The 25,133-nt window shown below is 65.7% G+C and carries 18 protein-coding genes; 6 read left to right on the plus strand and 12 right to left on the minus strand.

The annotated features are described in order from the left end of the window. Window positions 1–283 precede the first annotated feature (283 nt). The 4 genes from C8J39_RS00680 to C8J39_RS00695 all read right to left on the minus strand — a co-directional run bounded on the left by C8J39_RS00680 (window position 284) and on the right by C8J39_RS00695 (window position 5,119). A complete protein-coding gene (locus tag C8J39_RS00680; protein WP_120298919.1) occupies window positions 284–673 on the minus strand; it encodes a reverse transcriptase-like protein in 390 nt (129 codons plus the stop codon). Next, window positions 673–1,818: a YihY/virulence factor BrkB family protein gene (locus C8J39_RS00685; RefSeq protein ID WP_120298920.1), complete on the minus strand. Its 1,146-nt coding sequence runs from the start codon at window positions 1,816–1,818 to the stop codon at window positions 673–675. Before C8J39_RS00685 ends, C8J39_RS00680 begins: the two co-directional genes overlap by 1 nt. Window positions 1,819–1,925: 107 nt before the next feature. Then, on the minus strand, window positions 1,926–4,424 hold the full coding sequence (locus tag C8J39_RS00690) for an ABC transporter permease (RefSeq protein WP_220669823.1): 2,499 nt from the start codon (window positions 4,422–4,424) through the stop codon (window positions 1,926–1,928). Then, on the minus strand, window positions 4,421–5,119 hold the full coding sequence (locus tag C8J39_RS00695) for an ABC transporter ATP-binding protein (protein ID WP_243649673.1): 699 nt from the start codon (window positions 5,117–5,119) through the stop codon (window positions 4,421–4,423). The genes C8J39_RS00690 and C8J39_RS00695 overlap by 4 nt, the downstream gene beginning before the upstream one ends. A 25-nt stretch (window positions 5,120–5,144) precedes the next feature. On the opposite strand from C8J39_RS00695, the gene C8J39_RS00700 reads away from it, so the two are divergent. Beyond that, the gene (locus C8J39_RS00700; RefSeq protein ID WP_120299641.1) at window positions 5,145–5,858 is read left to right on the plus strand and encodes an arylesterase; all 714 of its coding nucleotides are present in this window, start codon (window positions 5,145–5,147) and stop codon (window positions 5,856–5,858) included. Window positions 5,859–5,976: 118 nt separating this feature from the next. After that, window positions 5,977–6,705, plus strand: coding sequence for a Crp/Fnr family transcriptional regulator (locus C8J39_RS00705; protein WP_165895095.1), 729 nt, complete (start codon window positions 5,977–5,979; stop codon window positions 6,703–6,705). A gap of 145 nt (window positions 6,706–6,850) precedes the next feature. On the opposite strand, the gene C8J39_RS00710 is transcribed toward C8J39_RS00705, so the two are convergent. The 3 genes from C8J39_RS00710 to C8J39_RS00720 form a co-directional block, all read right to left on the minus strand. After that, on the minus strand, window positions 6,851–7,186 hold the full coding sequence (locus C8J39_RS00710) for a hypothetical protein (protein ID WP_120299642.1): 336 nt from the start codon (window positions 7,184–7,186) through the stop codon (window positions 6,851–6,853). A gap of 101 nt (window positions 7,187–7,287) precedes the next feature. Continuing rightward, window positions 7,288–8,115 (minus strand): transglutaminase family protein, encoded by an 828-nt coding sequence (locus C8J39_RS00715; protein ID WP_120298923.1) that lies wholly within the window; start codon window positions 8,113–8,115, stop codon window positions 7,288–7,290. Between the two features lie 14 nt (window positions 8,116–8,129). Next, window positions 8,130–9,065 (minus strand): transglutaminase family protein, encoded by a 936-nt coding sequence (locus C8J39_RS00720; RefSeq protein ID WP_310793796.1) that lies wholly within the window; start codon window positions 9,063–9,065, stop codon window positions 8,130–8,132. Here C8J39_RS00720 and C8J39_RS00725 point away from each other — a divergent pair. The 3 genes from C8J39_RS00725 (at window position 9,064) to C8J39_RS00735 (ending at window position 15,259) form a co-directional block, all read left to right on the plus strand. Next, window positions 9,064–9,846: an N-formylglutamate amidohydrolase gene (locus C8J39_RS00725; protein WP_120298925.1), complete on the plus strand. Its 783-nt coding sequence runs from the start codon at window positions 9,064–9,066 to the stop codon at window positions 9,844–9,846. The two genes, C8J39_RS00720 and C8J39_RS00725, sit on opposite strands and share 2 nt — an antisense overlap. Before the next feature lie 86 nt (window positions 9,847–9,932). Beyond that, window positions 9,933–12,827: a PAS domain-containing protein gene (locus C8J39_RS00730; RefSeq protein ID WP_120298926.1), complete on the plus strand. Its 2,895-nt coding sequence runs from the start codon at window positions 9,933–9,935 to the stop codon at window positions 12,825–12,827. Window positions 12,828–13,096: 269 nt separating this feature from the next. Then, on the plus strand, window positions 13,097–15,259 hold the full coding sequence (locus tag C8J39_RS00735) for a TonB-dependent receptor (protein ID WP_120298927.1): 2,163 nt from the start codon (window positions 13,097–13,099) through the stop codon (window positions 15,257–15,259). 47 nt (window positions 15,260–15,306) lie between these two features. Here C8J39_RS00735 and C8J39_RS00740 read toward each other — a convergent pair whose 3' ends face one another. Genes C8J39_RS00740 through glgX form a run of 5 tightly spaced genes read right to left on the minus strand, consistent with a single transcriptional unit; the run spans window position 15,307 to window position 23,777 of the window. Then, window positions 15,307–15,513 carry a molybdopterin-binding protein gene (locus tag C8J39_RS00740; protein ID WP_056063255.1) on the minus strand — a complete coding sequence of 69 codons (207 nt, stop codon included), beginning with the start codon at window positions 15,511–15,513 and terminating at the stop codon, window positions 15,307–15,309. A gap of 41 nt (window positions 15,514–15,554) precedes the next feature. After that, window positions 15,555–18,005 carry a malto-oligosyltrehalose synthase gene (gene treY, locus C8J39_RS00745; protein WP_120298928.1) on the minus strand — a complete coding sequence of 817 codons (2,451 nt, stop codon included), beginning with the start codon at window positions 18,003–18,005 and terminating at the stop codon, window positions 15,555–15,557. Beyond that, window positions 18,002–19,975 (minus strand): 4-alpha-glucanotransferase, encoded by a 1,974-nt coding sequence (gene malQ / locus C8J39_RS00750; RefSeq protein WP_120298929.1) that lies wholly within the window; start codon window positions 19,973–19,975, stop codon window positions 18,002–18,004. Before malQ ends, treY begins: the two co-directional genes overlap by 4 nt. Next, window positions 19,972–21,678, minus strand: a complete 1,707-nt coding sequence (treZ, locus tag C8J39_RS00755; protein WP_120298930.1) for a malto-oligosyltrehalose trehalohydrolase — start codon at window positions 21,676–21,678, stop codon at window positions 19,972–19,974. The genes malQ and treZ overlap by 4 nt, the downstream gene beginning before the upstream one ends. After that, window positions 21,675–23,777 carry a glycogen debranching protein GlgX gene (glgX, locus tag C8J39_RS00760; RefSeq protein ID WP_120298931.1) on the minus strand — a complete coding sequence of 701 codons (2,103 nt, stop codon included), beginning with the start codon at window positions 23,775–23,777 and terminating at the stop codon, window positions 21,675–21,677. The genes treZ and glgX overlap by 4 nt, the downstream gene beginning before the upstream one ends. A 181-nt stretch (window positions 23,778–23,958) precedes the next feature. Between glgX and C8J39_RS00765 the strand changes: the two genes are divergently transcribed. Next, window positions 23,959–25,062 (plus strand): NADH:flavin oxidoreductase/NADH oxidase, encoded by a 1,104-nt coding sequence (locus tag C8J39_RS00765; protein WP_120298932.1) that lies wholly within the window; start codon window positions 23,959–23,961, stop codon window positions 25,060–25,062. Window positions 25,063–25,133 lie beyond the last annotated feature (71 nt).

The following is a 25,133-nucleotide window of genomic DNA, read 5'->3' on the forward strand; positions in this document are numbered from 1 at the left end:
AGGACCCCGGAAACCGCAAGCCGCCGCCCACATGTCCCTTCATCTTTACCTACAATGTCAAAGAGCCGACAAAAATACCGACACTCGCATAACCCTCCCTCGCGGAAAGCTTGGAGCATCTGGTTTTTTGCGACCTCAGCGGTAACCAGTGAGGCACTCCGCTGCGGTGACACCCCTCTAGGGCCACCTACCGATACCGTCAAACGCTTTTTTACAGTTCCATGGCACTTTTTGGAAAAATGAGCGTCAGGGGCCCAGAACGGCTAGATGGGCAGCGCTCGCCTTACCGGGGATGCAACTTGGCGAGCGCTATGCCGGCGATGTTCTGGTTTCGACCGATATGCCGTATGCGAAGCCGATCGAAACCCGAGGCCAGATCCGCGAACCTTGCCCGGTGTGCTTCCAGCACTGGCGAGCGGCATCGGGCCGTTCCGTTGGCTTGCGTGACGACCAGCGTGGAATCGCCGAGCAGCGTGATATCGCGGTCGCCGTTTTGCGCTGCGACTTCCAGCGCATGGATGGCGGCCAGCCATTCGGCGTCACTGTTGCTGCCGTCACCCAGATTGTGGCGGTAATGAGTGACGCCCTTGCGAACGACTGCGCATTCGATCGGGCCGGGGTTTGGCCGGCACCCGCCGTCGAAGAACAGCTTGGTCGACTGACCATGGGCCATCAGGCTTTGTCTCGCGGGTTCGTTGTCGCCTGACCGGATGCAATATGCTTCCGGTGGGCGAGCACTGCGCCGATGGCGATCATGCCGAGACCCGCGACCGGTGAACCGCGGCGGATAGACCGCAGCCCGCCGAGCGCCAGAAGCGAGGCGGGTAGGCCTGCATGCACGCCGCTCAGATGCGCGACTGCCAAGACCCCTGCCCCGTCTGGCTCTGCAGGCCGAGCAGCTTGCCGAGGCGCAACCTCCGTTGCCACCGTGTCAGCGACGGTCGCGCCTCGTGCGCCCATCGGAGCCGCCGCGCCGGTCGTCGTGTCGCTGGTCGTCTGGTGTTCGAGTTCCGAATTCAGTTCTGCACCGAGGAGGAAGACGTATGCCGACAGCCACAGCCACGTGAGCAGCACGATGACTGCGCTCAGCGAGCCATAGGTCGCGCCGTAATTGCCGAAGCGCGAGACGTAGACGCCGAACCCGATCGTCGCACCAAGCCAGATTACGGTCGCGGCCAGCGACCCCGGCGTCAGCCACATCCACTTCGCCTTGTGACGGTTGGGGCCGAACCGATACAAGCACGCCGCCGCCGTGACGCCCAGCGAAGCGAGCACGCCGTAACTTAAGAGGCGGATCGCGAGGAGCAGGATCTCTGGCGCGCCGGGTATCAGGCTATCGAGCAGCGCGAACGCCGCGGTCGAGAGCGCAGCGACCAAGGCGAGCATCACGGCACCACCGGTGATCGCAAAGGCGAGCAGGTTTAGCGCGATGAACCCGCGCGTCTCCTTCTCTTCGTAAGCGATGTTGAGCGCGGTGACGATCGACGATGCGCCCTTCGTGCCGCCGTACAAGGCGATGCCGAGCGCGATGACGAGGCCGAACCCCTTCTTGCCTTCCGACGTGTTGACGACGGTCGCGAGCTGGTCGCCGATCACGCGGGCGGCGTCGTCAGGCAACACGTTGAACAATGCGCGGATGTTCGCGACGACCGTCGCGGTGTCTGCGACCAGGCCGTAGATCAGCACGACGGACGCCAGCAACGGGACGATCGCGGCGAACCCGTAGAACGCCGTCCCCGCCGCGATGAGACCGATATTGTCGTCGTTCCCCTCGGCCCAGGTCCGCTTCAGGACCTTCCACCATTCCCGTGCCGACATCGACCAGGGGCTGGTGGCCTGATGCTCGGATGGTGTTTCGTGCGTGCTCAGCGTCTTGCCCCCTTCGGTATATTGCGGCCCAACGCTGCACGGACGCAAACGGACCCTCAGAGTTGCCGCAAAGCCTGTGCGGGCCGAGCGCCGAGAATGGGCCACGCACCGATCAACCCGATCACCATCGTCAGCCCCGCCCCGCCGAGTAATGTCACCAACACAGTCGCGTAATCCGGGCGCCATTCGAAACTGAAGAGCTGCGTGACGACATACCAGGCACCACCGAGCCCGAGCAGTAACGCGAGTACCGACAGGACGATGCTGAGGAACGCGTATTCGAGCGCCTGCACCGCGAGCACCTGCCGTCGTGTCGCGCCGAGTGTCCGCAGGATCACGCCATCATAGGTACGCGCCTCACGCGCCGCGGCAATCGCGCCGATCAGCACGGCGATCCCGGCGAGGATCGCCACCGACGCGGCGGCAGTGATCGCGGTCGCCATCTGCGAGACGATGTCGCGGACCTGCCCCAGCACGCCGCGAACCTCGATCACCGACACCGACGGGAAGCGCGGCAGCAATGCGCGCATGACAGGCGCTTCCTGCCCCGGTGCGAGCTCGATCGTCGCGGCGAGATTATGCGGTGCGTCCTCGATCGCATTGGGCGAGAACACCATCACGAAGTTGAAGCCGAGCGTATCCCAGCTGATCCGGCGGAACGACGCGATATGCGCGGTCCGCTCGACGCCGAGCAAGGTGTAGGTGAGCGGATCGCCGATCTTGAGGTCGAGCACCTTGGCCAGTCGCTCGTCGATCGAGACCAGCGGCGGCCCCTTATAGTCACGCGGCCACCATCGACCCGCGACGAGTTCGCTACCCTCGGGCAAGGTCGCGGAATAGGTCAGCCCGCGTTCGCCGCGCAATGCCCATGCGCCATCGGGCAGCGTCTTGAGATCGGCAACGCGCGTCGTTCCGTAGCCGGTGATCGTACCGCGCATCGCCGGCACGGTGCGAATGACCGGGTGGGTCGCTACGCCTTCGATCGTCCTCCGGAACTCCGCCTCTCGGTCGGGCGGAACGTCCAAGGCGAACAGCGCCGGCGCGCGCTTGGGTACTGTGAGTGCGATGTTCGCGTCGATGCTGGTGCGGATGCCGGCGAGCAGAACGAACAGCGTAAGCCCGAGACCGAGCGCGACGACCAAGGTGCCGGTCCGCGCGCCGGGACGGTGCAGTCCGGCGATGGCGAGGCGTAGCAACGGCTTGCGCGAGCGGGGAAGCGCGGCGGCTATCCGGCGTACGGCCCAGCCGAACCCGGCCAACACCAGCAATACGCCGGCCACCGCCGCGAGGAAGCCTGCGCTGAGGCCGGGCTGGTCCGCAGTCGACAGCGCGAGTGCGACGATCGCGGCGCCTGCACCGACGACCCAAGGCAAGGTCCGGCGTAGCGGCACGGACCGATTGCCGAACACGCCGCGCAACAGGCCCGCCGCGGGAATGCTGCCAGCCTCGATCAAGGGCGGTGCGGTGAAGGCTAGAGCGATCAGCATGCCGTAGGCCGCAGCCAGCACGAGTGGCGCCAATTGCAGCGAGAATTGCGGCGCTACCGGAAGGACGTCGCCTGCAAGCCAGACTATCAGGGGCACTGTTGCGGCGCCTGCGACCAGACCGGCAACGATACCCATCGTTGCCACGACCGCGACTTCGAGGAGGTAGATCTTCGCGATGAGCCCGGACGTCGCACCGAGCACCTTTAACGCCGCGATGCTGCTTCGGCGGGCGGCGAGATAGGACGAGACGCCGTTGCCGACGCCGATGCCGGCTATGACAAGCGCGGACAGCCCCACAAGCAGCAGGAACTGCCCCATGCGATCTACGAAGCGTTCGGCACCGGGCGCGGCACGGTCGCGCGTCTTGGTTTCCCAGCCGCCGGTCGGGAACGCCGCCTTGAACCGATCGACCGCAGTAGTCGGCGAGGCACCGGGCGAAAGGCGTACCCGGTATTTGCTCTCGTACAAGCTGCCGGGCTGGACCAGGCCGGTGCGCGCGATGCCCTCCATCGAGACGATCGCGACGGGTCCGAGCGTAAAGCCTTCGCCGAGCCGGTCCGGTTCGTTCGCGATCACGCCAGCGACGGTGAAGTCCGCGATCCCGAGCCGTACGTGCGCGCCGCGCCCGACGCCGAGCCTCTGCGCCAAGGCCGGGACGATCCAGATCGCCTTGGGATCGTCGACCTTCGCGACCGATCCACCCTGTACGGTCAGCGTCCCGTAGAGCGGGTAAACCGCGTCGACGCCCTTGAGCTGGACCGGCACGCTGTTGGTGCCGCCGATCGCGGTCGCCTGCATCCGCACGGTTTCGGACACCGTGCCGAGCCGCGCCATCGCCGCGCGTTCGTCAGGCGTAGCGGCGCGCTGCGACGTGCCGAACTCGACGTCGCCACCTAGGATCGCGCTGCCGCGGGCGGCAAGCTCACCGTCGATCGACTGCGTCAGGCTGCCGATCGCGGCCAAAGCGCCAACGCCGAGGAACAGGCATGCGAGCAGAAGCCGCAGCCCGCGAAACCGAAGATCGAGTTCGCGACGGGCAAGCCGCCACGCCAGCCGCCATTCGCTCACCGCAAGCGATCCGCGGCGATCCGGCCGTCGGCGAGTTCGACGATGCGATCGCAACGCGCGGCGAGCACGGGATCATGGGTGATGATGATCAACGTAGCACCGGTCGCGGCGCGGCGGTCGAACAGCAGGTCCATGATCGATGCACCGGTGGCGGCGTCTAGGTTGCCGGTCGGTTCGTCGCCGAAGACCAGCGCTGGCCGTGGCCCAAGCGCACGGGCGATGGCCACGCGCTGTTGCTCGCCGCCGGAAAGTTGGGTCGGATAATGGCCGATCCGGTGAGAGAGGCCGACGGCGGCGAGTTCGACCTCCGCGCGCTCGAACGCGTCAGGCATCCCGGCCAGTTCCATCGGCACGGCGACGTTCTCGAGCGCGGTCATCGTCGGGAGAAGGTGGAAGGCCTGAAGGACGATGCCGATCCGTCCACGCCGCGCGCGCGCGAGGGCGTCCTCGTCGAGCTTGCCGAAATCAAGGCCCGCCACCTGGACCCGGCCGCTGGTCGCGCGCTCCAGGCCGGACAGCACCGCCATCAGCGACGACTTGCCCGACCCGGACGGCCCGAGCAGCGCGACGCTGGTGCCCTGGGCGATGTCGAGATCGATGCCTTTGAGGATCGTCGTCGCGGCAGTCGATGCGCCGAGTGTCAGCGTGACATCGCGCGCCGAGATCACCATATCGGCGGAAGCAGGTTCTGACATGGAGACCAATATTTTGGAGAAACAGATGCGACGCTGGCCTCTTTATGGGGGCGGACTGGCGCTTCTCCAAGCGGGGTTGCTGGCCAGCTGCGATCGGACACCCGAAGTCCCTGCCCCGCCGCCCGCGACGAACACCGTCTCGCCGATTGTTGCGACCCCAGCGCCGCACGGTCCCGAGCGCGTCATATTAGCCTTCGGGGACAGCTTGTATGCCGGTTACGGCCTCGACCGCGGTCAAAGTCTGCCCGATGCCTTGCAGAACCGATTGCGCAAGGACGGGATCAACGCGACGATCGTCAATGCCGGCGTCTCGGGCGATACCAGTGCAGCGGGACGGCAGCGGTTCGCCTTCGCGCTCGACAACATGAAGCGAAAGCCCGACCTGATCCTGCTGGGGCTCGGCGGCAACGATGTTCTTCGCCAGATTTCGCCGGCCGAGACGCGCGAAAACATGACGGCGATGATGGACGAGGCGAAGCGTCGCGGCATCCCGGTGATGCTGACCGGCATGATGGCGCCGCCCAATCTGGGTCCGGAGTATTCTTCGCAGTTCAACGGGATATGGACCGACTTGGCTAAGTCCTATCACGCGACGCTCTACCCGTTCATACTCGACGACGTCATCGGCAACACCGCACTGATGCAGCCGGATCACGTTCATCCCAACCGGACCGGCGTCGACCGGATCACCGCCCGCGTTGCGCCACTGGTGGAAAGCGCGTTAGGACGATCGCAATGATGGCATTGCATCGTCATCGATAGACTTACGAAGGATCGCGCGATCCACGACGCGTGGTACGATAATCTGGCGGCGGGACGGCAATAGCCGCGCGCAAGGAAAAGGGTAAAGCATGCAATTGAGCGGTTTGATCGCACGACTGGGGCGGCATCTCGATCTCACCGAGGCCGAACGCGAGGCGATCCTGCACGCCGAACGCGGCGAGCGGCGGTTGCGCGCGGGTGACGTGCTGGTCGCGGAAGGTGGCGAAAGCCACGCGCTGTATGTCGTGCGACAGGGTTGGCTGCACTCGTCGACCAAGCTGGTCACCGGCGGGCGCCAAATCCTGCGCTTCCACTATGCGGGCGACCTGATTGGCACGTCGAGCATGGCGTGGTCGCAGGCAGCGGCGACGCTGACCGCAATCTCGGACTGCATCGTGATCGATTTGCCGAAGACCGAACTCGGACTGCTCTTCCGCGAGCAACCGCGGATCGCTGGACTTCTCTACGCAATCGCCGCAGCCGAGAACGTCGCGATGAGCGACCGGCTGACGACGATCGGACGGATGGGGGCGAGCGAGCGGCTGTCGACGCTGCTGCTCGACATAATGGCGCGGCTACGCGTGACGGCGGGCGGAATCGTCGATTCCTTCGACCTGCCGCTGACGCAGACCGATATCGGCGATGCGCTCGGGCTGACCAAGGTGCATGTGAACCGGACGATCCGCGCGCTGGAGAAGGCGGGCGTGATCGAGCGGAACGGGCGGCGGGTCCGGATCGTCGACGAAGCGGCGCTGGTCGCGGCGACCGGGTTTACAGACCGCTACGGCGAGATCGAAACCGCGTGGTTGCCACCAGCGGTTTGAGGTCCTCCCAATCCTCCCCCGCCAGAGGGAGGTGGCTGGCTCTTGCCAGACGGAGGGGGAGGACGGCGACCACCTCTGCTCCGTGTCCTCCCCCTCCGTCACCTTCGGCGACACCTCCCCCTGGCGGGGGAGGATCAGTTGTAAGTCAGCTGCGATCGACGACGAACAACGTGACGCGGTCATACTTGATGTCGCCAGGGTTGAAGATCGCATCGGGTACGAACGGACGATCGGTCACTTCGATGTCCTTCAGGCCGGCGAGCTTGAACGTCCCGAGCTTGATCTCCTTGGGCGGCTGGCCGTCGCGCTCGAGCGTCACCGCATCGACGAACACATCGTCGTGCTTGGTGTAGAGGATGTGCGGCGCAAGCGTGCAGACCATCCGGTTGTAGGTCGCGGTGATGCACTTGCGCAACGCGATCGCCTGGAGAAGCAGCGCATTCGCATTGTTCGGCGCGGAGGTATCTGAGGTCGAAGTCATGTTGTGCATCGCAGCATAAGTTTGAGGATCGGTGCCGTTAGGCCGAACGCGACCTTACCCACAAGGGTTAAGTTTTCGAAGACGCCGCTTCGCCTGCGCTTTTACCCGCCCGGCTGGTCGTCGGCAAAGACTTCGTCGGTATGCACGTCGAACCTCACCAACTGCGCCCGACCGAACGTCGTCGTCAGCGCAGTATCGGTCGCATCGCGCCCCCGCGCCATCAGGATGCGGCCGATCCGCGGCCGGTTGTGGCGAGCGTCGAAGGTGTGCCACGTCCCACCCAGATACACGTCGAACCATGCCGAGAAATCCATCGGCGCGTCGACCGGCGGGATGCCGATATCGCCGAGATACCCGGTGCAATAGCGCGCGGGGATGTTCATGCACCGGCACAGCGTGATCGCGAGGTGGGCGAAGTCGCGACACACGCCCTGGCGCTCCTGATGAACGTCCCAAGCGGTCTTCGTCGGGCGAGCATAGTGATAGCCGAACTCGACATGATCATGGACGAAGTCGACGATCGCCTGAACTCGCTGCCAGCCGGCCGGGACATGCCCGAACAGCGACCAAGCGGTCTCGGTCAGCCGGTCGGTCTCGCAATAGCGGCTGCCGAGCAAGTAGATCAGGACGTCGTCGGGCAGATCCTCGACTGCGTGCTGGCTGGCGTCCGGCGTGATCGGATCGGGCTCGCGGCTGTCCACGATCGTGAAGTCGCACGACAGTGTCAGGCCGCCCTTCGGCACCGTGACGCGCGTGCAGACGTTTCCGAACGCGTCGAGGTAATCGTAGGTCGGCACGTCGGGGGTCGCGACGATCCGGTGCGGCGTCACGAGATCCTTGTTGCGGGACGGGTGCAGGCTCAGCATCGCCATCATCGGCGTCGCGACCTCGGTCTCGAAAACTATGTCGTATCCAGTCCGGATCAGCATGGAAGAGCCCCTTTTCACGCCTGTTTTAAAGTTTGTGCCGAGTGTTGCCCCGCCGTGTCGGCATCATCGAGCGTGATGTCCACCGACACGGTCATGTCGAGAAAGCTGCCGGGAAAGCCGCTCCAGGTGCCGGAGATCGGCACGGCCTGGTAGATATCGCGCGCGACCGCGACGCGGACGAGCCCGCGATTGCCGACGATCCCATTGGTCGGATCGAACTCGACCCAGCCCGATCCCGGCAGGTACACGCGGACCCAGGCATGCGTGTTACCGCCACCGGTCCGTTGCTCGCGCGCGCTGGGGTTGTAGACATAGCCCGAGATGAACCGCGCCGCGAAGCCGAGCGCGCGGACCGCCTCGATCATTAGCACGGCGTAATCGCGACACGTCCCCTTGCGCGTCGCGAGCGTCTCGATCGGCGACTGCGTGCCCTTTTCCGGTCGCGGGACATAGGTGAACTCGCGCCGGATCGTCGCGGTCATGTCCGACAGCATCGCCAGCGTGTCGGTCGGCCCGTCGGTCCGCACGAAGCGCCGTGCCCAGCTGTCGATCTGGCGCAGCGGATCGTGATGCTGACGCTCGATCGAACGAAGCAGGTCGGGCATCTCCTCCGACGAATAGGTGAACGGATAGAGCCGTGCGTACCGTTCGATATCGACGTTCTGCAGTTCGGCCGGCGTGTGCAGCAACTGCACGCGGCTGTCGAAGACGAGCTCCTTCGCGCGCTTGTCGAACGTCGCGATCGCGACCGAATTGCCGAACACGTCCTGTAGCCAGCGGACGTCCGAAGGCTCTGGACTGATCGTCAGCTGCGCATCGATCAGATGCTGGTCGAAACTCTCGCGCGGGCGAACCATGATCCGATGCTCGCCAAACGCTACCGGATGGCGGTAGGAGTATCGGGTTACATGAGAGAGAGTTAGAGATGGCATCGAGGATCCGTGTCGCATGAAGACCGCTATCAGCCAATCGCTGCTTGGGACCGAAGATGCCGCACCGGTCACATTGGTCAACCCCGAAGGCGCGTCATCGTTCCTGCTGATCGGCGATCATGCGGGGAAAGCCGTGCCGGCTGCGCTCGGCTCGCTCGGGCTGAGCGATGCCGAACTCTCGCGGCACATCGGTTGGGACATCGGCATCGCCGAGCTTGGCCAGATGTTGGCCGAGCGGCTAGACGCCGTCTTCCTCCGCCAGACCTATTCGCGGCTGGTGATCGACTGCAACCGGAGCGCAGAGCAGCCCGATGCGATCGCCGCAGTGAGCGACGGGACCGTCGTGTCGGGCAACCAAGCCTTGTCGGACGCCGACGTCGCGGCGCGGTTCGCCGAGATCCACGAGCCTTATCAGGCGGCGATCGCGGCCGAACTTGCGCGCCGCGATGCGCTGGGGATCACGACGACACTCGTGGCGCTGCACAGCTTCACGCCGTCGATGCGTGGTGTCGATCGGCCGTGGCAGATCGGTATCCTGCATGATGGCGGCGATACCGGATTTGCGCACGCCCTGCTCGACGTCCTGCGCGAAGAGGCCGACCTGACCGTCGGCGACAACGAACCTTACCGCATGGACCAGATCGACTACACCATTCCGCGCCACGCCTACCCCGCCCGCCCCTATGCCGAGATCGAGATCCGGCAGGATCTGTTGGGCTCGACGGAGGACTGTGCGGCCTGGGCCGATCGCCTTGCACGGGTGTTGCCGGCAGCGCTCGAACGGACCGCCACGATCTGAGCCGAACCGCGGATCGGTTTTACCGTTGGTGCGTTTGCTCGCCGGCCTTGGTTGCGTAAGGCGCGCCCTCAGACGTTCGAGATACGATGCAGCGACCGACGACCCAGCCTGATAGCGGCAACCCGGCGCAGGAGCGTTACGATGCGCTGTTCGAAGCGATCGACGCGGGGTTCTGCATCATCGAGGTGATGTTTGATGGCGACCATGCGGTCGATTACCGCTTCGTGGAGGTCAATTCCCAGTTCGAAAGCCAGACCGGGCTGCTCGATGTGGTCGGCCGGACGGCGGGCGAACTCGTCCCTGATCTCGAGCGCTTCTGGTTCGACGCCTATGGCAAGGTCGCGCTGACCGGCGAGCCAGCGCGGTTCGATCATGGTTCGGACGCGATGGACCGGTGGTTCGACGTCCACGCCTTTCCGGTCGGTTCCGGGACGCCGCGCCTCGTCGCCGTTCTGTTCACCGACGTATCCGCGTACCGTCGCGCAGCTATCGCGACGCAGGAAAGCGAGGAACGGCTCAATCAGGCGCTCGCGGCCGGCAACGGCATCGGCACATGGGACTGGGACATTCCGAACGACCGGGTGAAGGCCGACGAACGCTTCTCGCGACTATACGGCGTTCCGGAGGAACTCGGTCGCAAAGGCGCGCCGCTCGAACGGTTCTTTGGTGGCATTCATCCCGACGATCTTCCAGCTACCCGCGCGGCCATCGCCGATGCGCTCGAAACCGGTGGCGACTTCAGTGCAGAATACCGCCTCGTCCAACCCGGCGGCGCGATCCGCTGGGTCGCCGCGCAGGGCCGCTGCCGGCTTGCCTCGGATGGCACGCCGCTGCGCTTCCCCGGCGTCAGCTTCGACATCACCGAACGCAAACAGGCCGATCTCCGACAGAGCGCCCTGCTGCAATTGAGCGACGCGATCCGCGACCTCACCGATCCCGACGAGATCGCCTACGCGGCATCGGCGATCCTGGGTGCCGCGCTACAGGTCAGCCGGGTCGGCTACGGCGTGATTGACAAGACGCGCGAGACGATCCGGGTCGAGCGCGACTGGAACGCACCGGGCATCGTCACGCTCGCGGGCACGCTCAAGTTTCGCGACTATGGCTCCTATATCGAGGATCTGAAGGCGGGCCGCACCGTCGCCATCGCCGACGTCGCCCACGATCCCCGAACCGCCGATCTTGCCGACGCGTTGCGGGGGATCAGCGCGGCATCGTTCGTCAACATGCCGCTGGTGGAGCAGGATAATTTCGTCGCGCTGATCTATGCCAACCACGCCGCGCCGCGCGTGTGGAGCGACGACGACCAGTTGCTGATGCGCGAAGTCGCTGAACGCGTCCGCGCCGCCACCGAGCGCCTGCGCGCCGAGGGTGCGCGACGCGCGAGCGAGGAACAGTTCCGGGTGTTCGCCGAGGCCGTGCCCAACCAGATCTGGGCGGCGCGACCCGATGGCTACCTCTATTGGTTCAACCAGCAGGTCTATGCGTATAACGGGCTCGCCCCCGGCGAACTCGACGGCGTCGAGGTATGGGGCGGGCTGTTGCATCCCGACGATGTCACCTTGGCAGCCGAGCGATGGAGCACTTCGTTGGCGACCGGCGCCCCCTATTCGGTGGAGTTCCGGGTACGAGCCGCGGATGGCGAATATCGCTGGTTCCTGGTCCGCGCCGAACCGGTGCGCGGCGATGACGGCACGATCCTGCGCTGGGTCGGCACCAATACCGATATCGACGATAGCCGCCGCCAGACAGCGCAACTCGCCCAGTGGAACGAGACGCTAGAGGAACAGGTCGCCGAACGCACCCGCGAACTGATGCAGGCCGAAGAGGCGCTGCGGCAGAGCCAGAAGATGGAGGCGGTCGGCCAGCTTACCGGCGGGATCGCGCATGATTTCAACAATTTGCTGACCGGCATTACCGGCAGCTTGGAACTGCTCGGCATACGGATAGCCCAGGGGCGGCTGAACGACGTCGAGCGCTATTCGCTGGCTGCGCAGGGTGCTGCCAAGCGTGCGGCGGCGCTGACCCACCGGTTGCTTGCTTTCTCGCGGCGACAGACGCTCGATCCCAAGCCGACCGACGTCAACCGGCTGGTCGGGGGAATCGAGGATATGGTCCGGCGCACGGTTGGCCCGGAAGTCGAGGTCGAGGTCGTCGCCTCGGTCGGGTTGTGGGCGACCTTGGTCGATCCCCACCAGCTGGAAAACGCGCTGCTCAACCTGTGCATCAATGCGCGCGATGCGATGCCGGGTGGCGGGCGCCTCACGATCGAAACCGCCAATCGCTGGATCGACGCCCGCACGGCGCGCGAGCGCGAACTCGATGCCGGACAATATGTGTCGCTGTGCGTGTCCGATACCGGCACGGGAATGACCCCGGAGGTGATCGCCAAGGCGTTCGATCCGTTCTTCACCACCAAGCCGCTCGGGCTCGGCACCGGGCTCGGCTTGTCGATGATCTACGGCTTTGCCCGGCAATCCGGTGGACATGTCCGCATTTACTCTGAGGTCGGCGAAGGCACCAACGTTTGCATCTACCTCCCGCGGCATTTCGGTGAGGCCGAGGATACCGAGACCGTCGCCGGACACGCCGAAGCCCCGCGTGCGAACGCCGGCGAAACGGTGCTCGTGGTCGACGACGAACCGACCGTCCGAATGCTGGTGATGGAGGTGCTCGAGGAGCTTGGCTACGCGGCGATCGAAGCGGCAGACGGGGCATCAGGGCTCAAACTGCTGCAGTCCGACATTCGCATCGACCTGCTGGTCACCGACGTCGGCCTTCCCGGCGGCATGAACGGGCGACAGATGGCCGACGCGGCGCGGATCGGGCGGCCGGACCTCAAGATCCTCTTCATCACCGGCTATGCGGAGAATGCGGTCGTCGGCAACGGTCATCTCGATCCCGGCATGCATGTCATGACAAAGCCGTTCGCGATGGAAGCCCTGGCCACGCGCATCAAGGATCTGATCGTTGCGGGATGATGGGGCGGCGTGTGGAGTCGGATCCTCCCCCACTCCGTCATCCTGACGAAAGTCAGGATCCAGAGCAACGGAAGCCGCCAATCGTGGCTCTGGATCCCGACTTTCGTCAGGATGACGGCGAATGTTTTGATCCCCCCGAGAACGTCAAACCATGTTGCATCGCGGTAACAGTCGCGACGCCATTCGCATTCATGGCAACATTGTCACTTGATATGATGTATCATCAAATCTACCCGATGTGTCGTACAGGGACGACACAAGGGAATTTCATGAAGACGATGCTGTTCGGCGCCACCGCCCTGGCCGCGCTCCTCTCCCCGCAGGCGCATGCGCAAACCGCCGCCACGGATGCTCCGACCCCTGCCCCCGTACCGACGTCGGTCGGTTCGACCAACCAGCGCGACATCATCGTCACCGCGCCGATCCAGACCAGCGAGCGCGACGTCCTGCAAGGCACGACCGTCCTGACCGGCCAGGAACTCACGCGCCAGTTGCGGCCGTCGATCGGCGAGACTCTCGCCCGCCAGCCCGGCGTATCGGCATCGTCGTTCGGCCCGAGCGCATCGCGGCCGATCCTCCGCGGCTTTCAGGGCGACCGTATCCGCGTGCTGACCGACGGGATCGGATCGATCGACGTCTCGAACACCTCGGTCGACCATGCCGTCATCATCGACCCGCTGCTCGCCGAGCGTATCGAGATCCTCCGCGGCCCCAGCGCGCTGCTCTACGGCACGTCGGCAGTCGGCGGCGTCGTCAACGTTATCGATACCCGCATCCCGCGGTCGGTGCCCGAGAACGGGTACCGCGTGAACGGTATCGCCAATTACGGCTCGGCCGCCAACGAGCGCTCCGGCGGCATGGCCGGCGACGTCGCGGTCGGCCAGCACCTCGTGCTGCACGCCGATGGTTCGTACTTGAAGTCCGGCGACCTGCGCACAGGCGGCTACATCCTCTCGCGCGACGCCCGCGCTCAGGCGCAGACCACGGCCGCCCTCCCCGTCGATCCCAACGAAGCCGACCCGATCGACTATGCCGCCTCGGCGCAGTTGAAGGGCAAGCTCCCCAACACGCAGGCCGAAACCTGGACGGCGGGTGCCGGCGCGTCGATCATTACCGACAACGGCAATCTCGGCATCTCGTACAGCCACTACGACAGCCTCTACGGCGTACCGATCCGCTACGCCACGCAGCCCGACCAGGAGCAGGAAGCGCCCCGCCTCGACGTCGTCCAGAACCGCGTCGACCTGCGGGGCGAGATCGACACCGGCGGCGATTTCATCAGCAAGATCCGCGTTCGCGCCGGCCAGGCGAGCTATCGCCATTTCGAACTGGAGGAGGACAACTCCGTCGGTACCGCCTTCTATAACAAAGGCCTCGAAGGACGCCTTGAGGTGGTACAGGCGAACCGAGGCGGATGGCAGGGCGCGTCGGGCGTGCAGTTCTACAACCGCATCTTTAACGTGGTCGGCGACGAAGCCTTCCTGCCGAAGAACGAGACCAACCAGACCGGCCTCTTCACGCTCCAGCAGTACGAGTCCGGCAAGTTCCACGCCGAGGGTGGCGTCCGCTACGAGATCACCGATCTCGCCGCGCGCACCCCCGAGGACGACCTTCGCTTCTTCCGCGGCAGCCAGAGCTATCATTCGGTCTCGGGTTCGCTCGGGGCCTCCTACGCGCTGACCGACAGCATCCGCGTCGGCCTGAACGGCTCGCGCACCGAGCGTGCGCCATCGGCGGAAGAACTGTTCGCGAACGGCGCGCATGCTGGCACGCAGGCGTACGAACTCGGCAATCCGAACTTCCGGCTTGAGAAGTCGTGGGGCCTCGAAGGCACGCTCCACGCACATGGCGACGGTTTCAGCTTCGACGCATCGGCCTATTACAACTGGTTCTCGAACTACATCTCGGAGAACCAAGTCGCCTCGACGGTCTGCCAGGCAGCCGCCGATCCTTCGGGCCGGACCGTTGATCTGCCCTGCTTCCAGTACCAGCAAGCCGATGCGCGCTATTACGGGTTCGAGGCGGACGCATCGGTGAAGGTCGCGCAGATCGGCGGCTATGCGGTCAACGCCGATGTGCTGGGCGATTACGTCCACGCCAACATCGTCGACCAAGGCCCCGTCCCGCGCATTCCGCCGATGCGCGTGCTCGGCGGGATCGAGGCGCAGGGCGACCGGATCAACGGCCGTGTCGAGGTCGAGCACGTGTTCGACCAGAACCGTATCGCCGCGTTCGAGACGAAGACCAACGAGTACACGATGGTCAACGCCTCGATTGGCCTCAGCCCGTTCGGCAAGGATTCGAAAACGACGCTGTTGCTGAGCGCGAACAACCTGTTCGACGTCAACGCACGGCGCGCAACGAGCTTCCTGAAGGACTTCGCGCCGCTCGCCGGCCGCGATTTCCGCGCGACGCTACGCTTCGGTCTGTAACCTCTACCGGCCGTTCCTGCGTCGAAGCGGGAACGGCCAGCACGCAATCACTTGCCGATCAGGACGTCGCTCGCCTTGATCAGGACTGTGACCGTGTCGCCGGTCGCGAGTGCGAGGTCGGCGATCGCTTCTTCAGTGATGTTGGCGGTGACGACGTTGCCGCCGCCGATGTCGACCTTGATCGAACCGTTGACCGCACCCGGCGTGATCGAGACGATGGTGCCGGAAATCTGATTGCGTGCGCTGATCTTCATCGTTCTGTTCCTTCTGAAACCGTTTTCCGGCCGCGTTTTGGTCACGCTGCCAGCGCTGGATCCGATGCCATGAGTTCGACCCGCACGCCATCCTCGCCGAGCAGGTCGAGGATCCGCTCGCCAGACGATAACGCGGTATCGCCCCACCAGTCGGCCGCCGTCATTGCGCCGAGATAGCGCTCGGCACACCGCAACGCGATGATGCAGCAAAGCATCACCCCCTCATGCTCCCGCTGGAACGCCATGACATGGTCGCGGCGCGGCCCGATGACGGCGATCGGCGCATAGCTACCGTTCGAAAACAACGCGGGATGCGTCCGCCGCAAGTCCAGCAGATGCTTGATCGACCGCATCTTGGGCGCATCGCCGGTCCGCAGTATATCGCGCAGGATGGCATAATCGACCGGCCGCCGGTTATCCGGATCGACCAGGCTCAGATCGGCGATCTCGGTACCCTGATACAGATCCGGCACGCCCGGCACGGTATAGCGCAACGCAACCTGCGCGAGGCTGTTCTGCTCTCCGGCGGGCGCGATCCGATCGACGAATGCCGTCATGTCTTGGGGGAAGTCCACGGACCGCTCGGAATCGAGAAGCGCCCGAGTCAGATCGTGACAGCGGGTTTCGTACGCCTCGTCCGGCGCCTCCCAGGACGACCGGAGCTTGGCTTCGCGTAACGCCTTTTCCTGCCACGCGACGATCCGCTTGGCATACTCCGAAAGAGCGTCGGCGTCCGACGCGCGAAGGTTCGTCGGCCATGCGCCGAACAGCGTCTGGAGCAGCATATAAGTGTCGGCGGGATCGACGCCTTCTGCATAGGGGGCAGCCAGTTCGAACCAATGCTCCACACGCGAACGCCAGAGATCGGGTATCTCGCTGAGCACCGCTAGCCGCGCGCGAACGTCCTCACCACGTTTGTGGTCGTGCGTCGCGGTGGCGAGCATCGCGGACGGCCAGTCGCCGGCACGTTCGATCATCGCGGCGTGGAATGCGTCGATATCGAGCGACATACGCGCCGCGTCGAACCCGACGTCGTTGCGCGAAAGCAGGCGGCCATAGCGGTAAAAGGCGGTATCCTCGACCGCCTTGGCGGCGATCGGTGCGGAAAGTTGCTGGAAGCGCCGTACAGCGTCCGCGGCTAGTGTCGGGTCGCCAGAACCCTCGCCTGCCAGCCAGGACAGCATTTGGTCGACGACGCTGCCTTCACCGGGGGGGGTGAACTTGGCAACCCGCTGGCGGACGATATCGCGGATCCTGGCGTCTGCGAGCGGCGCTGCCTCGCCCGTTCCGTAGGTCCGATACACCGGAAAGACCCAGAGCAGCCGCTCGATCGCGCGGTGGAGCATGCCTGTCGTCAGCCCATCGCAGTCGGATGTCGAGCGGGCCAGCGCCACGAACGCCTCGACGCAGCGGCGGTGCTGCGCATCGAACTGCCACGCGAGCAAATCCTGCCGCGCGCGCAGTTCCTCGGGCGCGAAGTCGGCGGAGCGGCCGCTTATGTCGGCCCAGAGTTCGGCGAATGGTTCTGCCCCGGCGGGCGCGTGAAGCAAGGCGGTAACCTGCTCCATGAAGTCGTACCCGCTGGTGCCGTCGACGCCCCAGTCGGTGCTGAGCGGTTCGCCGTCGGCGAGGATCTTCTCGATGACGATGTAGGCGGGCCCAGCGGGCGCGTCGGCGGGGCGCTCGATCGCGTCGAGCCTTGCGCGCAAGGTGCGGCAATAGCCGGCGGGGTCGGTCAGGCCATCGACATGATCGACGCGGACGCCGTCGATAAGGCCCTCGGCGTAGAGGCGAAAATAGAGCGCGTGCGTAGCCTCGAACACGACCGGATCTTCGGCACGAAGGCCGGCAAGGTCGTTGATCGTAAAGAACCGTCGCCAGTTGAGTTCGTCGTTCGCTACGCGCCACGAGGCAAGGCGGTAATGCTGGCGGTCGATCAGCGCGGCTATGTCGTCCGTCGCTGCGGTCGTTTGGTCCTCGTCGCGGATCGGCAGGCGGTGTTCGCCATATGCTTCGAGGACGTAGCGGCCGTCGGCCTGCTCGACCTTCAGCGCGCCGCTGGCCAGCGTCTCGGCGAGCGGATCGCCGAGGATCGGAAGAACGAGCTTCTCGCGCCAGTCGATGTCGAAGTAGCGTGCGAATTCGCTGTCTTCACCATGTGTTAGAACGTCGTTCCACCACGTGTTCTCACCTCCGGCAACGCCCATGTGGTTCGGAACGATGTCGATGATGACGCCCATGTCTCGCGCGCGAAGAGCGGCAACAAGGCTTCGAAAGGCGTCCTCGCCGCTAAGTTCGGGATTGATCCGAGTCGGATCGACGACGTCGTAGCCGTGGGTGGACCCGCTGCGGGCGGTCGTGATCGGCGAGGCGTAGAGGTGGCTGATCCCGAGCTCGTCGAGATACGGGACCAGCGCTTCGGCGTCGGCGAAGGTGAAGTCCTTGTGGAACTGGAAGCGGTAGGTCGCGCGGGGCGTGGTGGGGGCGGTCATGCGGATCTCGTGACGTTGAGCGTGACGATGCGGGTGGCGACTTCGGGGCGGGCGAGCAGCGCCTCGGTCGTGTCGGGCATGCGGCGGCGCCAGTTGGGGTGTTCGTCGATCGTGCCGGGGAGGTTGGGTTGCTCGACCAGTCCGGCGAGGTCTTCGATCGGGATGATGGCAAGCGCGCAAGGCGTGCCGGCGACGTGCACGATCGCTGCGTCGACGACCGGGTCGGTGTCTTCGGGGGTGGGCTGTTCGGTGCCAGTGTCGAATGCGGACCAGAGCGCGACGCGGTCTTCGGCGCGAGCGGCGAGGTCTGAAGATTTGTCGGCAGCTTCAGACTTGCGTCCGAGGTCCCAGGTCCAGTCGATATCGCGACCGCTCCACCAGCCGGCGACGGTGGCTAGGTCGTGGGTGCCGGTCATCGCGACCGCGTCGGGCGACCACTGCGCCGGGGGAACGAAGCCATCCGCGTCACGCTCGAACCAGAGGACGCGCATGCCGAGCATGGCGCGCGTGTCCATCGCCTCGCGAAAACCGACGGGGACGGTGCCGAGGTCTTCGCCGATGACGATCGCCCTCGCCCGCTGTGACTCCATCGCGACGATCCGCATCAGGTCGTCAAACGACATATCGAGATACGCGCCCTCCGCGGCGGATGCGCCCTCGGGAACGACCCAGAGGCGGCGGAGGCCGAACGCGTGGTCGATGCGAATGCCGCCGGCGTGCGCGAGCGCTGCGCGGATCGTTGCGATGAAGGGCGCGAAGGCGGTGTCGCGCAATGCCTGCGGGTCGAAGCCGGTGATGCCCCAACTCTGGCCGTCGGGGCCGAGCGGATCGGGGGGCGCGCCGATCGAGAGGCCGGTGAGCAGGTCGCCGCGCCGGCTCCAGCCGTGGCTGCCGCCGGGATCCATGCCGACGGCGAGATCGGCGATGAGGCCGATCGCCATGCCGGACTCCTTAGCCGCCGTCTGCGCGGCGTCGAGGTCGCGGCGGGCCAGCCATTGGAGGAACGCATAGAACGTCACGTCTTCGGCATGATCGGCCACGAAACGTCGGACGGTCGGGCTCGCGGGATCGTGATATTGGGCTGGCCATTGCTGCCAACCCTTCGCACCGGTGGTGGCGAAGAAATGCGCGTGGAGCGCGTCGAACTCGGCATGGCGTTCGAGATTTTCGCCGCCTTCACGTCGGAATGCTGCCATAATTTCGCTAAGTTGTGCAGTGCCTTGTGCGAAGGCTTTGCGAAGTCGTTCGAGCTTGACCGGGATCGCGTGCTGCCAGTCGATCAGGTCTGGCACCGGGTCGTTCGATGGGACGCCGAACGCGGACGGGTTGCCGTAGAGGCCGTTAAGGAATTGCCGGCTCGACGGTGCGTAGGGGCTGTAGCGGCTGGCGTCGGCCGGGAACAATGCGTGCGTGGGGCTGATCGCGAGGGCATCGGCGCCGCGCCCGCCGAACGCGCGGGCGGCATCGGCGAGCGTGCCAAAATCGCCGAACGCGGTTGGGGTCTCGTCGCGCAGGCTGGGGATCTGGACGGCGGGCGCCCATATCCTGCGTGCGCCTACGGCATCGGCGATCGTGAAGCAGCGGCGTGGCGCGACCAGCAGGTCGATCACGTTTCCAGCGAATTCGAGCCGGTGATAGCCAGTCTGCGCGATCGGCGTCAGCGTACCGTGATCGATCGTGACCGAGGCGGACGTGCCGTCTTCCAAGATCAGCTCGGCCTCGCCCGAAACCTCGGTCGAGAGCCGGATCGGGCGACCGACGTCCACCGAGAGGAAGCGCCCGCCGCGCGCGTTCCGTGCTGCGATCGCGGCCAGGCTGTCGGCGATCTGCTTCTCGTTTTCGGACGGATGGCCGAGCCGATCGAGGATCGTCCGCAACGCGTCGTCGGATACCGTCTGGCGGCGACCCCCTGCGTCCTGCCATTCGTGTTGCAGGCCGGCGGCGATGGCGAGTGCCTGGATGTTGCTCATCGTTCCAGCCAGACCGCGACGCTGCCGGGGTGGCCGGGTTCGCCATCGGCAAATATCGGCTCGACGTCGATTTCCGGGAAGGCCGCGGCACTGTCCCCGAGGTTCAGCGCGATCGTCAAGACTGCGCCGTCGCCCATCCGCCAGCGTGCGACGACGGCGCCCTCGCCGATCGCTTCGGCGCCGATCGACATCGCGCCGTGCAGGCGAGGGATGATCGCTTCGTGGCGGATCTTCAGCAGGGTGCGGTACAGGTCCTGCCACGCCGCCGCATCGGGGCCGGGTAGCGCGCGCGATCGGTGGAACGTCTCATGCGCGTTCGGATCGGGGATCGCCTCGCGCGCTTCGGGATCGGCGAAGGCGGCGAACTTGGCGAATTCCTTGCGGCGGCCTTCGCGCACCGCGTCGGCCAGTTCGTCGTGGAAGTCGGTGAAAAACAGGAACGGGCTCTCGCTGCCGTGCTCGTCGCCCATGAACAGCAAAGGGATCTGCGGGCCGAGCAGGAGCAGAGCGGTGGCGGCGCGGAGCTTCTGACGGTGGGTCAGCAGCGTCAGCCGCTCGCCCATCGCGCGGTTGCCGATCTGGTCGTGGTTCTGGAGGAACGCGACGAATGCGGTCGGCGCGAGATGCGCGCTGGGTTTGCCGCGCGGCTTGCTGTCGTGGTTGGGTGAGCCCTCGCCCTGGTAGATGAAGCCTTCGCCCAGACACCGCGCCAGGCGTTCGGCGGGACGATCGGCGAAGTCGGCATAATAGGCGCTGGTCTCGCCGGTGAGCAGGACGTGGAGGACATTGTGGAAATCGTCGTTCCACTGCGCGTCGAACGCCGCGGGGTGGAGGCGGTCTGCGTCGTTGCCCTCGTTTTCGAGGACGAGGTGGACGTGGCGACCGGCGGTCTTCTTGCGCAGTTCGGCGGCCATCGCGTCTAAGAAGGCGTCGTTCTCGATCGCGTGGACCGCATCGAAGCGGAGGCCGTCGACCTTGTACTCGTTCAGCCACATCAGCGCGTTGTCGACGAAATAGCGGTGGACCGGCGCCTGGTCGACCGCGACCGCGCCGCCCCAGGGGGTGTCGACTTCGGGGTGGAAGAACCCTTTCGCATAGGCGCCGAGGTAGTTCCCGTCGGGTCCGAAGTGATTGTAGACGACGTCGAGGAACACGGCGAGGCCGAGTTCGTGGGCGCGGTCGACCAAGGCCTTCAGTTCGTCGGGCGTGCCGTAGCACTCTGCGGGCGCGTAGGGCAGCACCCCGTCATAGCCCCAGTTGCGGGTGCCGCCGAACGCGTTGACGGGCATGAGTTCGATCGCGGTGATGCCGAGTTCGGCGATCGCCGGGAGGTGGTCCGCGACGCCCGCGAAGCCGCCAAAGGTGCCGACATGGACCTCCTGGATGATCATCTCTTCCCAGGGCCGACCGCGCCAGTCGGGCATCTGCCACGCATAACTGTCGGGATCGGCGACCATGCTCCAGCCGTGGACGCCGCCGGACTGCGCGCGGGAGGCGGGATCGGGGACCGCCAGGTCGTCGGTCAGGCGGAACCGGTAGCTGGCCCCTGCCCCTACAGGCGCCTTCGCGCTGAACCAGCCTTCCGGATCCTGGGTCATGGCGACCGGCTGATGGTCGGCGAGCTCCAGCGTTACCGCGTCACGATCGGGCGCCCATAAGCGGAAGGTCGTCCCGTCTTCGGAAAGCGTCGGCCCCCAGGTCATGCTGCCGCAATCGTCCAGGCAAGCAACGCCGCGCCCTGCGGGGGCAGCTCGTAGCTGTCCTTGATCGGTGTCGCTGGCTGGTCGGGCTTGCTGCTGTCGATCAGGACGGTGCGCTCGACCTCTTCGGGCGGCGGCATGTGGAAGGTCAGCGGGCCTTCCGACGCATTGAGGAGGAGTGAGACCACCTGGACTTCACCGGATTCGAGTTCGCAGGCGCGGCGCATCACCAGCGCGCGGCCGTTGGTGTTCTCCCAGTCCTCAGAGGTCAACTGGAGGCCACGCTCGTCCCACCATTCGATGTCCTTGAGGCCTTCCGCGGGCGTGTCCTCGCCGTAGAGGAAGTTGCCGGCGCGGAGCATCGGGTAGTCGCGGCGGAGGGCGATCAGGCGCGCGGTGAAGTCGATCAGTGCGTCGCCCTCGGGGGACTTGGCCTTGTTCCAATCGAGCCAGCTGATCTCGTTGTCTTGGCAGTATGCGTTGTTGTTGCCGTTCTGCGTGCGACCGAACTCATCGCCCGCGACCAGCATCGGCGTACCGAGCGAGGCGAACAGCGTGGTCAGCATCGAGCGCATCACGCGCGACCGGGTCTCAAGGATCGCGGGGTCTTCGGTCGGGCCCTCAACGCCCCAGTTTCGCGAGCAGTTGTTCGAATGGCCGTCGTTATTGTCCTCGCCGTTCGCCTCATTGTGGCGCTCCTCGTAGGCGACGGTGTCGGCGAGCGTGTAGCCGTCGTGCGCGCCGAGCAGGTTGACGCTCGCCCAGGGACGGCGGGCGCGGCGGTCGAACAGGTCGGCCGACCCGGTCAGGCGGGCGGCGAGATCGGCGCGCTGCGCATGGTCGCCGCGCCAGAACTTCCTCACGGTGTCGCGATACTTGTCGTTCCACTCGGCGAAACCGGGGGGGAAGTTGCCGAGCTGATAGCCGCCGGGGCCGATGTCCCAGGGTTCGGTGATGAGCTTCAGCTTGCCGAGCACGGGATCCTGGCGAAGCACGTCGAAGAACCCTGCGCCCGGATCGAAGCCGGTGTCCGTACGGCCGAGCGTCAGCCCGAGATCGAAGCGGAAGCCGTCGATCCCGAAGCTGGTCGCCCAGTAGCGCAGCGAGTCCGCGACCATCTGGATCACGCGCGCCTTGGTGAGGTTCAGCGTGTTGCCGGTGCCGGTGTCGTTGATCGAGTAGCGCGGGTCGTCCTTGACGAGGCGGTAGTAGCTGGCGTTGTCGAGACCGCGCCAGGAGAGCGTCGGGCCCTGTTCGGAGCCTTCGCACGTGTGGTTGTAGACGACGTCGAGGATGACCTCGATCCCGGCCGCGTGGAGGCGGCGGATCGAGCGGCGGAGTTCGTCGTGGCTGTCGGTCGCGAAGAACGAACGCTCGGGCGTGAAGAAGTTGAGGGTGTTGTAGCCCCAGTAGTTGCGCAGGCCCTTTTCCTGGAGAAAGCGGTCCTGGATGTAGGTGTGGATCGGCAGCAGCTCGATCGCGGTGACGCCTAGGCGCTTGAGATGATCGATGACCTTGGGATTGCCGAGCGCCGCGAAGGTGCCGCGCTCGGAGGGCTGGACCTCCTCGAACAGCTTGGTCAGGCCCTTGGTATGCGCCTCGTAGATCACGGTTTCGGACCAGGGCGTGTTCGGACGCACGTCGCGCGACCAGTCGAAATGGCTGTCGGTCACGACGCCCTTGGGCATCGTCAGCGCGCTGTCGCGCTTGTCGAAGCTCAGATCCGCGCGCGGCGACTTCACCTGATAGCCGTACATCGCGTCGGTCCAGCGGAGTTCGCCGATCATTTGCTTGGCGTACGGATCGAGCAGCAGCTTGTTCGGGTTGAAGCGGTGCCCTTCCTCGGGCGCGTACCGGCCATGCGCGCGGAAGCCGTAGACGAGGCCGGGCTGCGCGTCGGGGAGGTAGCCGTGCCAGACTTCATCGGTCCATTCGGGCAGCGGATAGCGCTTCAGCTCGCGGCGGCCGGTCTCGTCATAGACGCAGAGTTCGATCTTCTCGGCATTGGCGGAATAGACCGCGAAGTTGACGCCGAGGCCGTCGAACGACGCGCCGAGGGGGTAGGCCGAGCCGGCGTCGAGCGTGTCGGGCAGTAGATGCAATGCGAGGACCCTTTTCGTGTCGTAATCGTCGCTGCGGGCGCGGCTTTATCGCGGTGCAGCATTCCTTGCCATGAAACCCGCCCGCCCGTTCCTATGTTCCGCCAGCAGCAGCGAGTTTTCGCCGCACTCTTCTACGTATCAAGGACATGCACATGCCTTACACCATCCGATCGATCCTCGCATGAGCGGCCCGAAACTGTTCGAGCCGCTTACGGTCGGCAATCTGACGCTCGCGAACCGCATCGTGATCGCGCCGATGTGCCAGTATTCGGCGGTCAACGGCTGCATGAACGACTGGCACCAGATCCATCTGGGACAGCTGGCACTGTCCGGCGCGGCATTGTTGACGATCGAGGCGAGTGCGGTGCTGCCGGAAGGGCGGATCACCTACGGCGACGTCGGACTGTACGACGATGCGACCGAGGCGGCGATGGCGGGCGTGATCGAGAGCGTGCGGCACTGGTCCGACATGCCGATCGCGATCCAGCTTGCACATGCCGGGCGGAAAGCGTCGTGCGAGGTGCCGTGGAAGGGCGGGCTCCAGATCGCGCCGGGCGCGCCGAACGGGTGGCAGACCGAGGCGCCATCTGCCGTGTCGTTCCTGCCCGAGGAGAACGACCCGGTCGCGCTCGACCGTGAGGGGCTGGCGAAGGTGCGCGATGCGTTCGTGGCGGCGACGGTGCGCGCGGCACGGCTCGGGATCGACGTGATCCAGTTGCACGGTGCGCATGGGTATCTGCTGCACGAGTTCCTGTCGCCGCTGTCGAACCGGCGTGAGGATGACTATGGCGGCAGCCTCGAGAACCGGATGCGCTTCCCGCTCGAAGTGTTCGATGCGGTCCGCGCTGCGTTTCCGGCCGATCGGGCGGTGACGATGCGCGTGTCGGGCACGGACTGGGTCGAGGGCGGCTGGGATTCGGAGCAGACCGTGGCGTTTGCCAAGGCGCTCGAAGCGCGTGGGTGCAGCGCGATCCACGTATCGAGCGGCGGGAATTCGCCGGCGCAGCAGATTCCGGTCGGGCCGAGCTATCAGGTGCCACTGGCGCGGGCGGTGAAGCAGGCGGTGTCGATCCCGGTCGTCGCGGTCGGGCTGATCACCGATTACGAGCAGGCCGAGGCGATTATCAGCACCGGCGATGCGGACATGATCGCGCTGGCCCGGACGATCCTGTATGATCCGCGCTGGCCCTGGCATGCGGCGGCGCACCTTGGCGGCAAGGTGAAGGCGCCGAAGCAGTATCTGCGGTCGCAACCGCGGCAGTTTAAGGATTTGTTCGAGGGATAGAGCGACTCTGCAATCCTCCCCCGCCAGGGGGAGGTGGCGCGGAGCGACGGAGGGGGAGGACACAGAACAGG

Origin of the sequence: Sphingomonas sp. PP-CC-1A-547 (genome assembly GCF_003610375.1) — a bacterium.
Lineage (GTDB): Bacteria > Pseudomonadota > Alphaproteobacteria > Sphingomonadales > Sphingomonadaceae > Sphingomonas.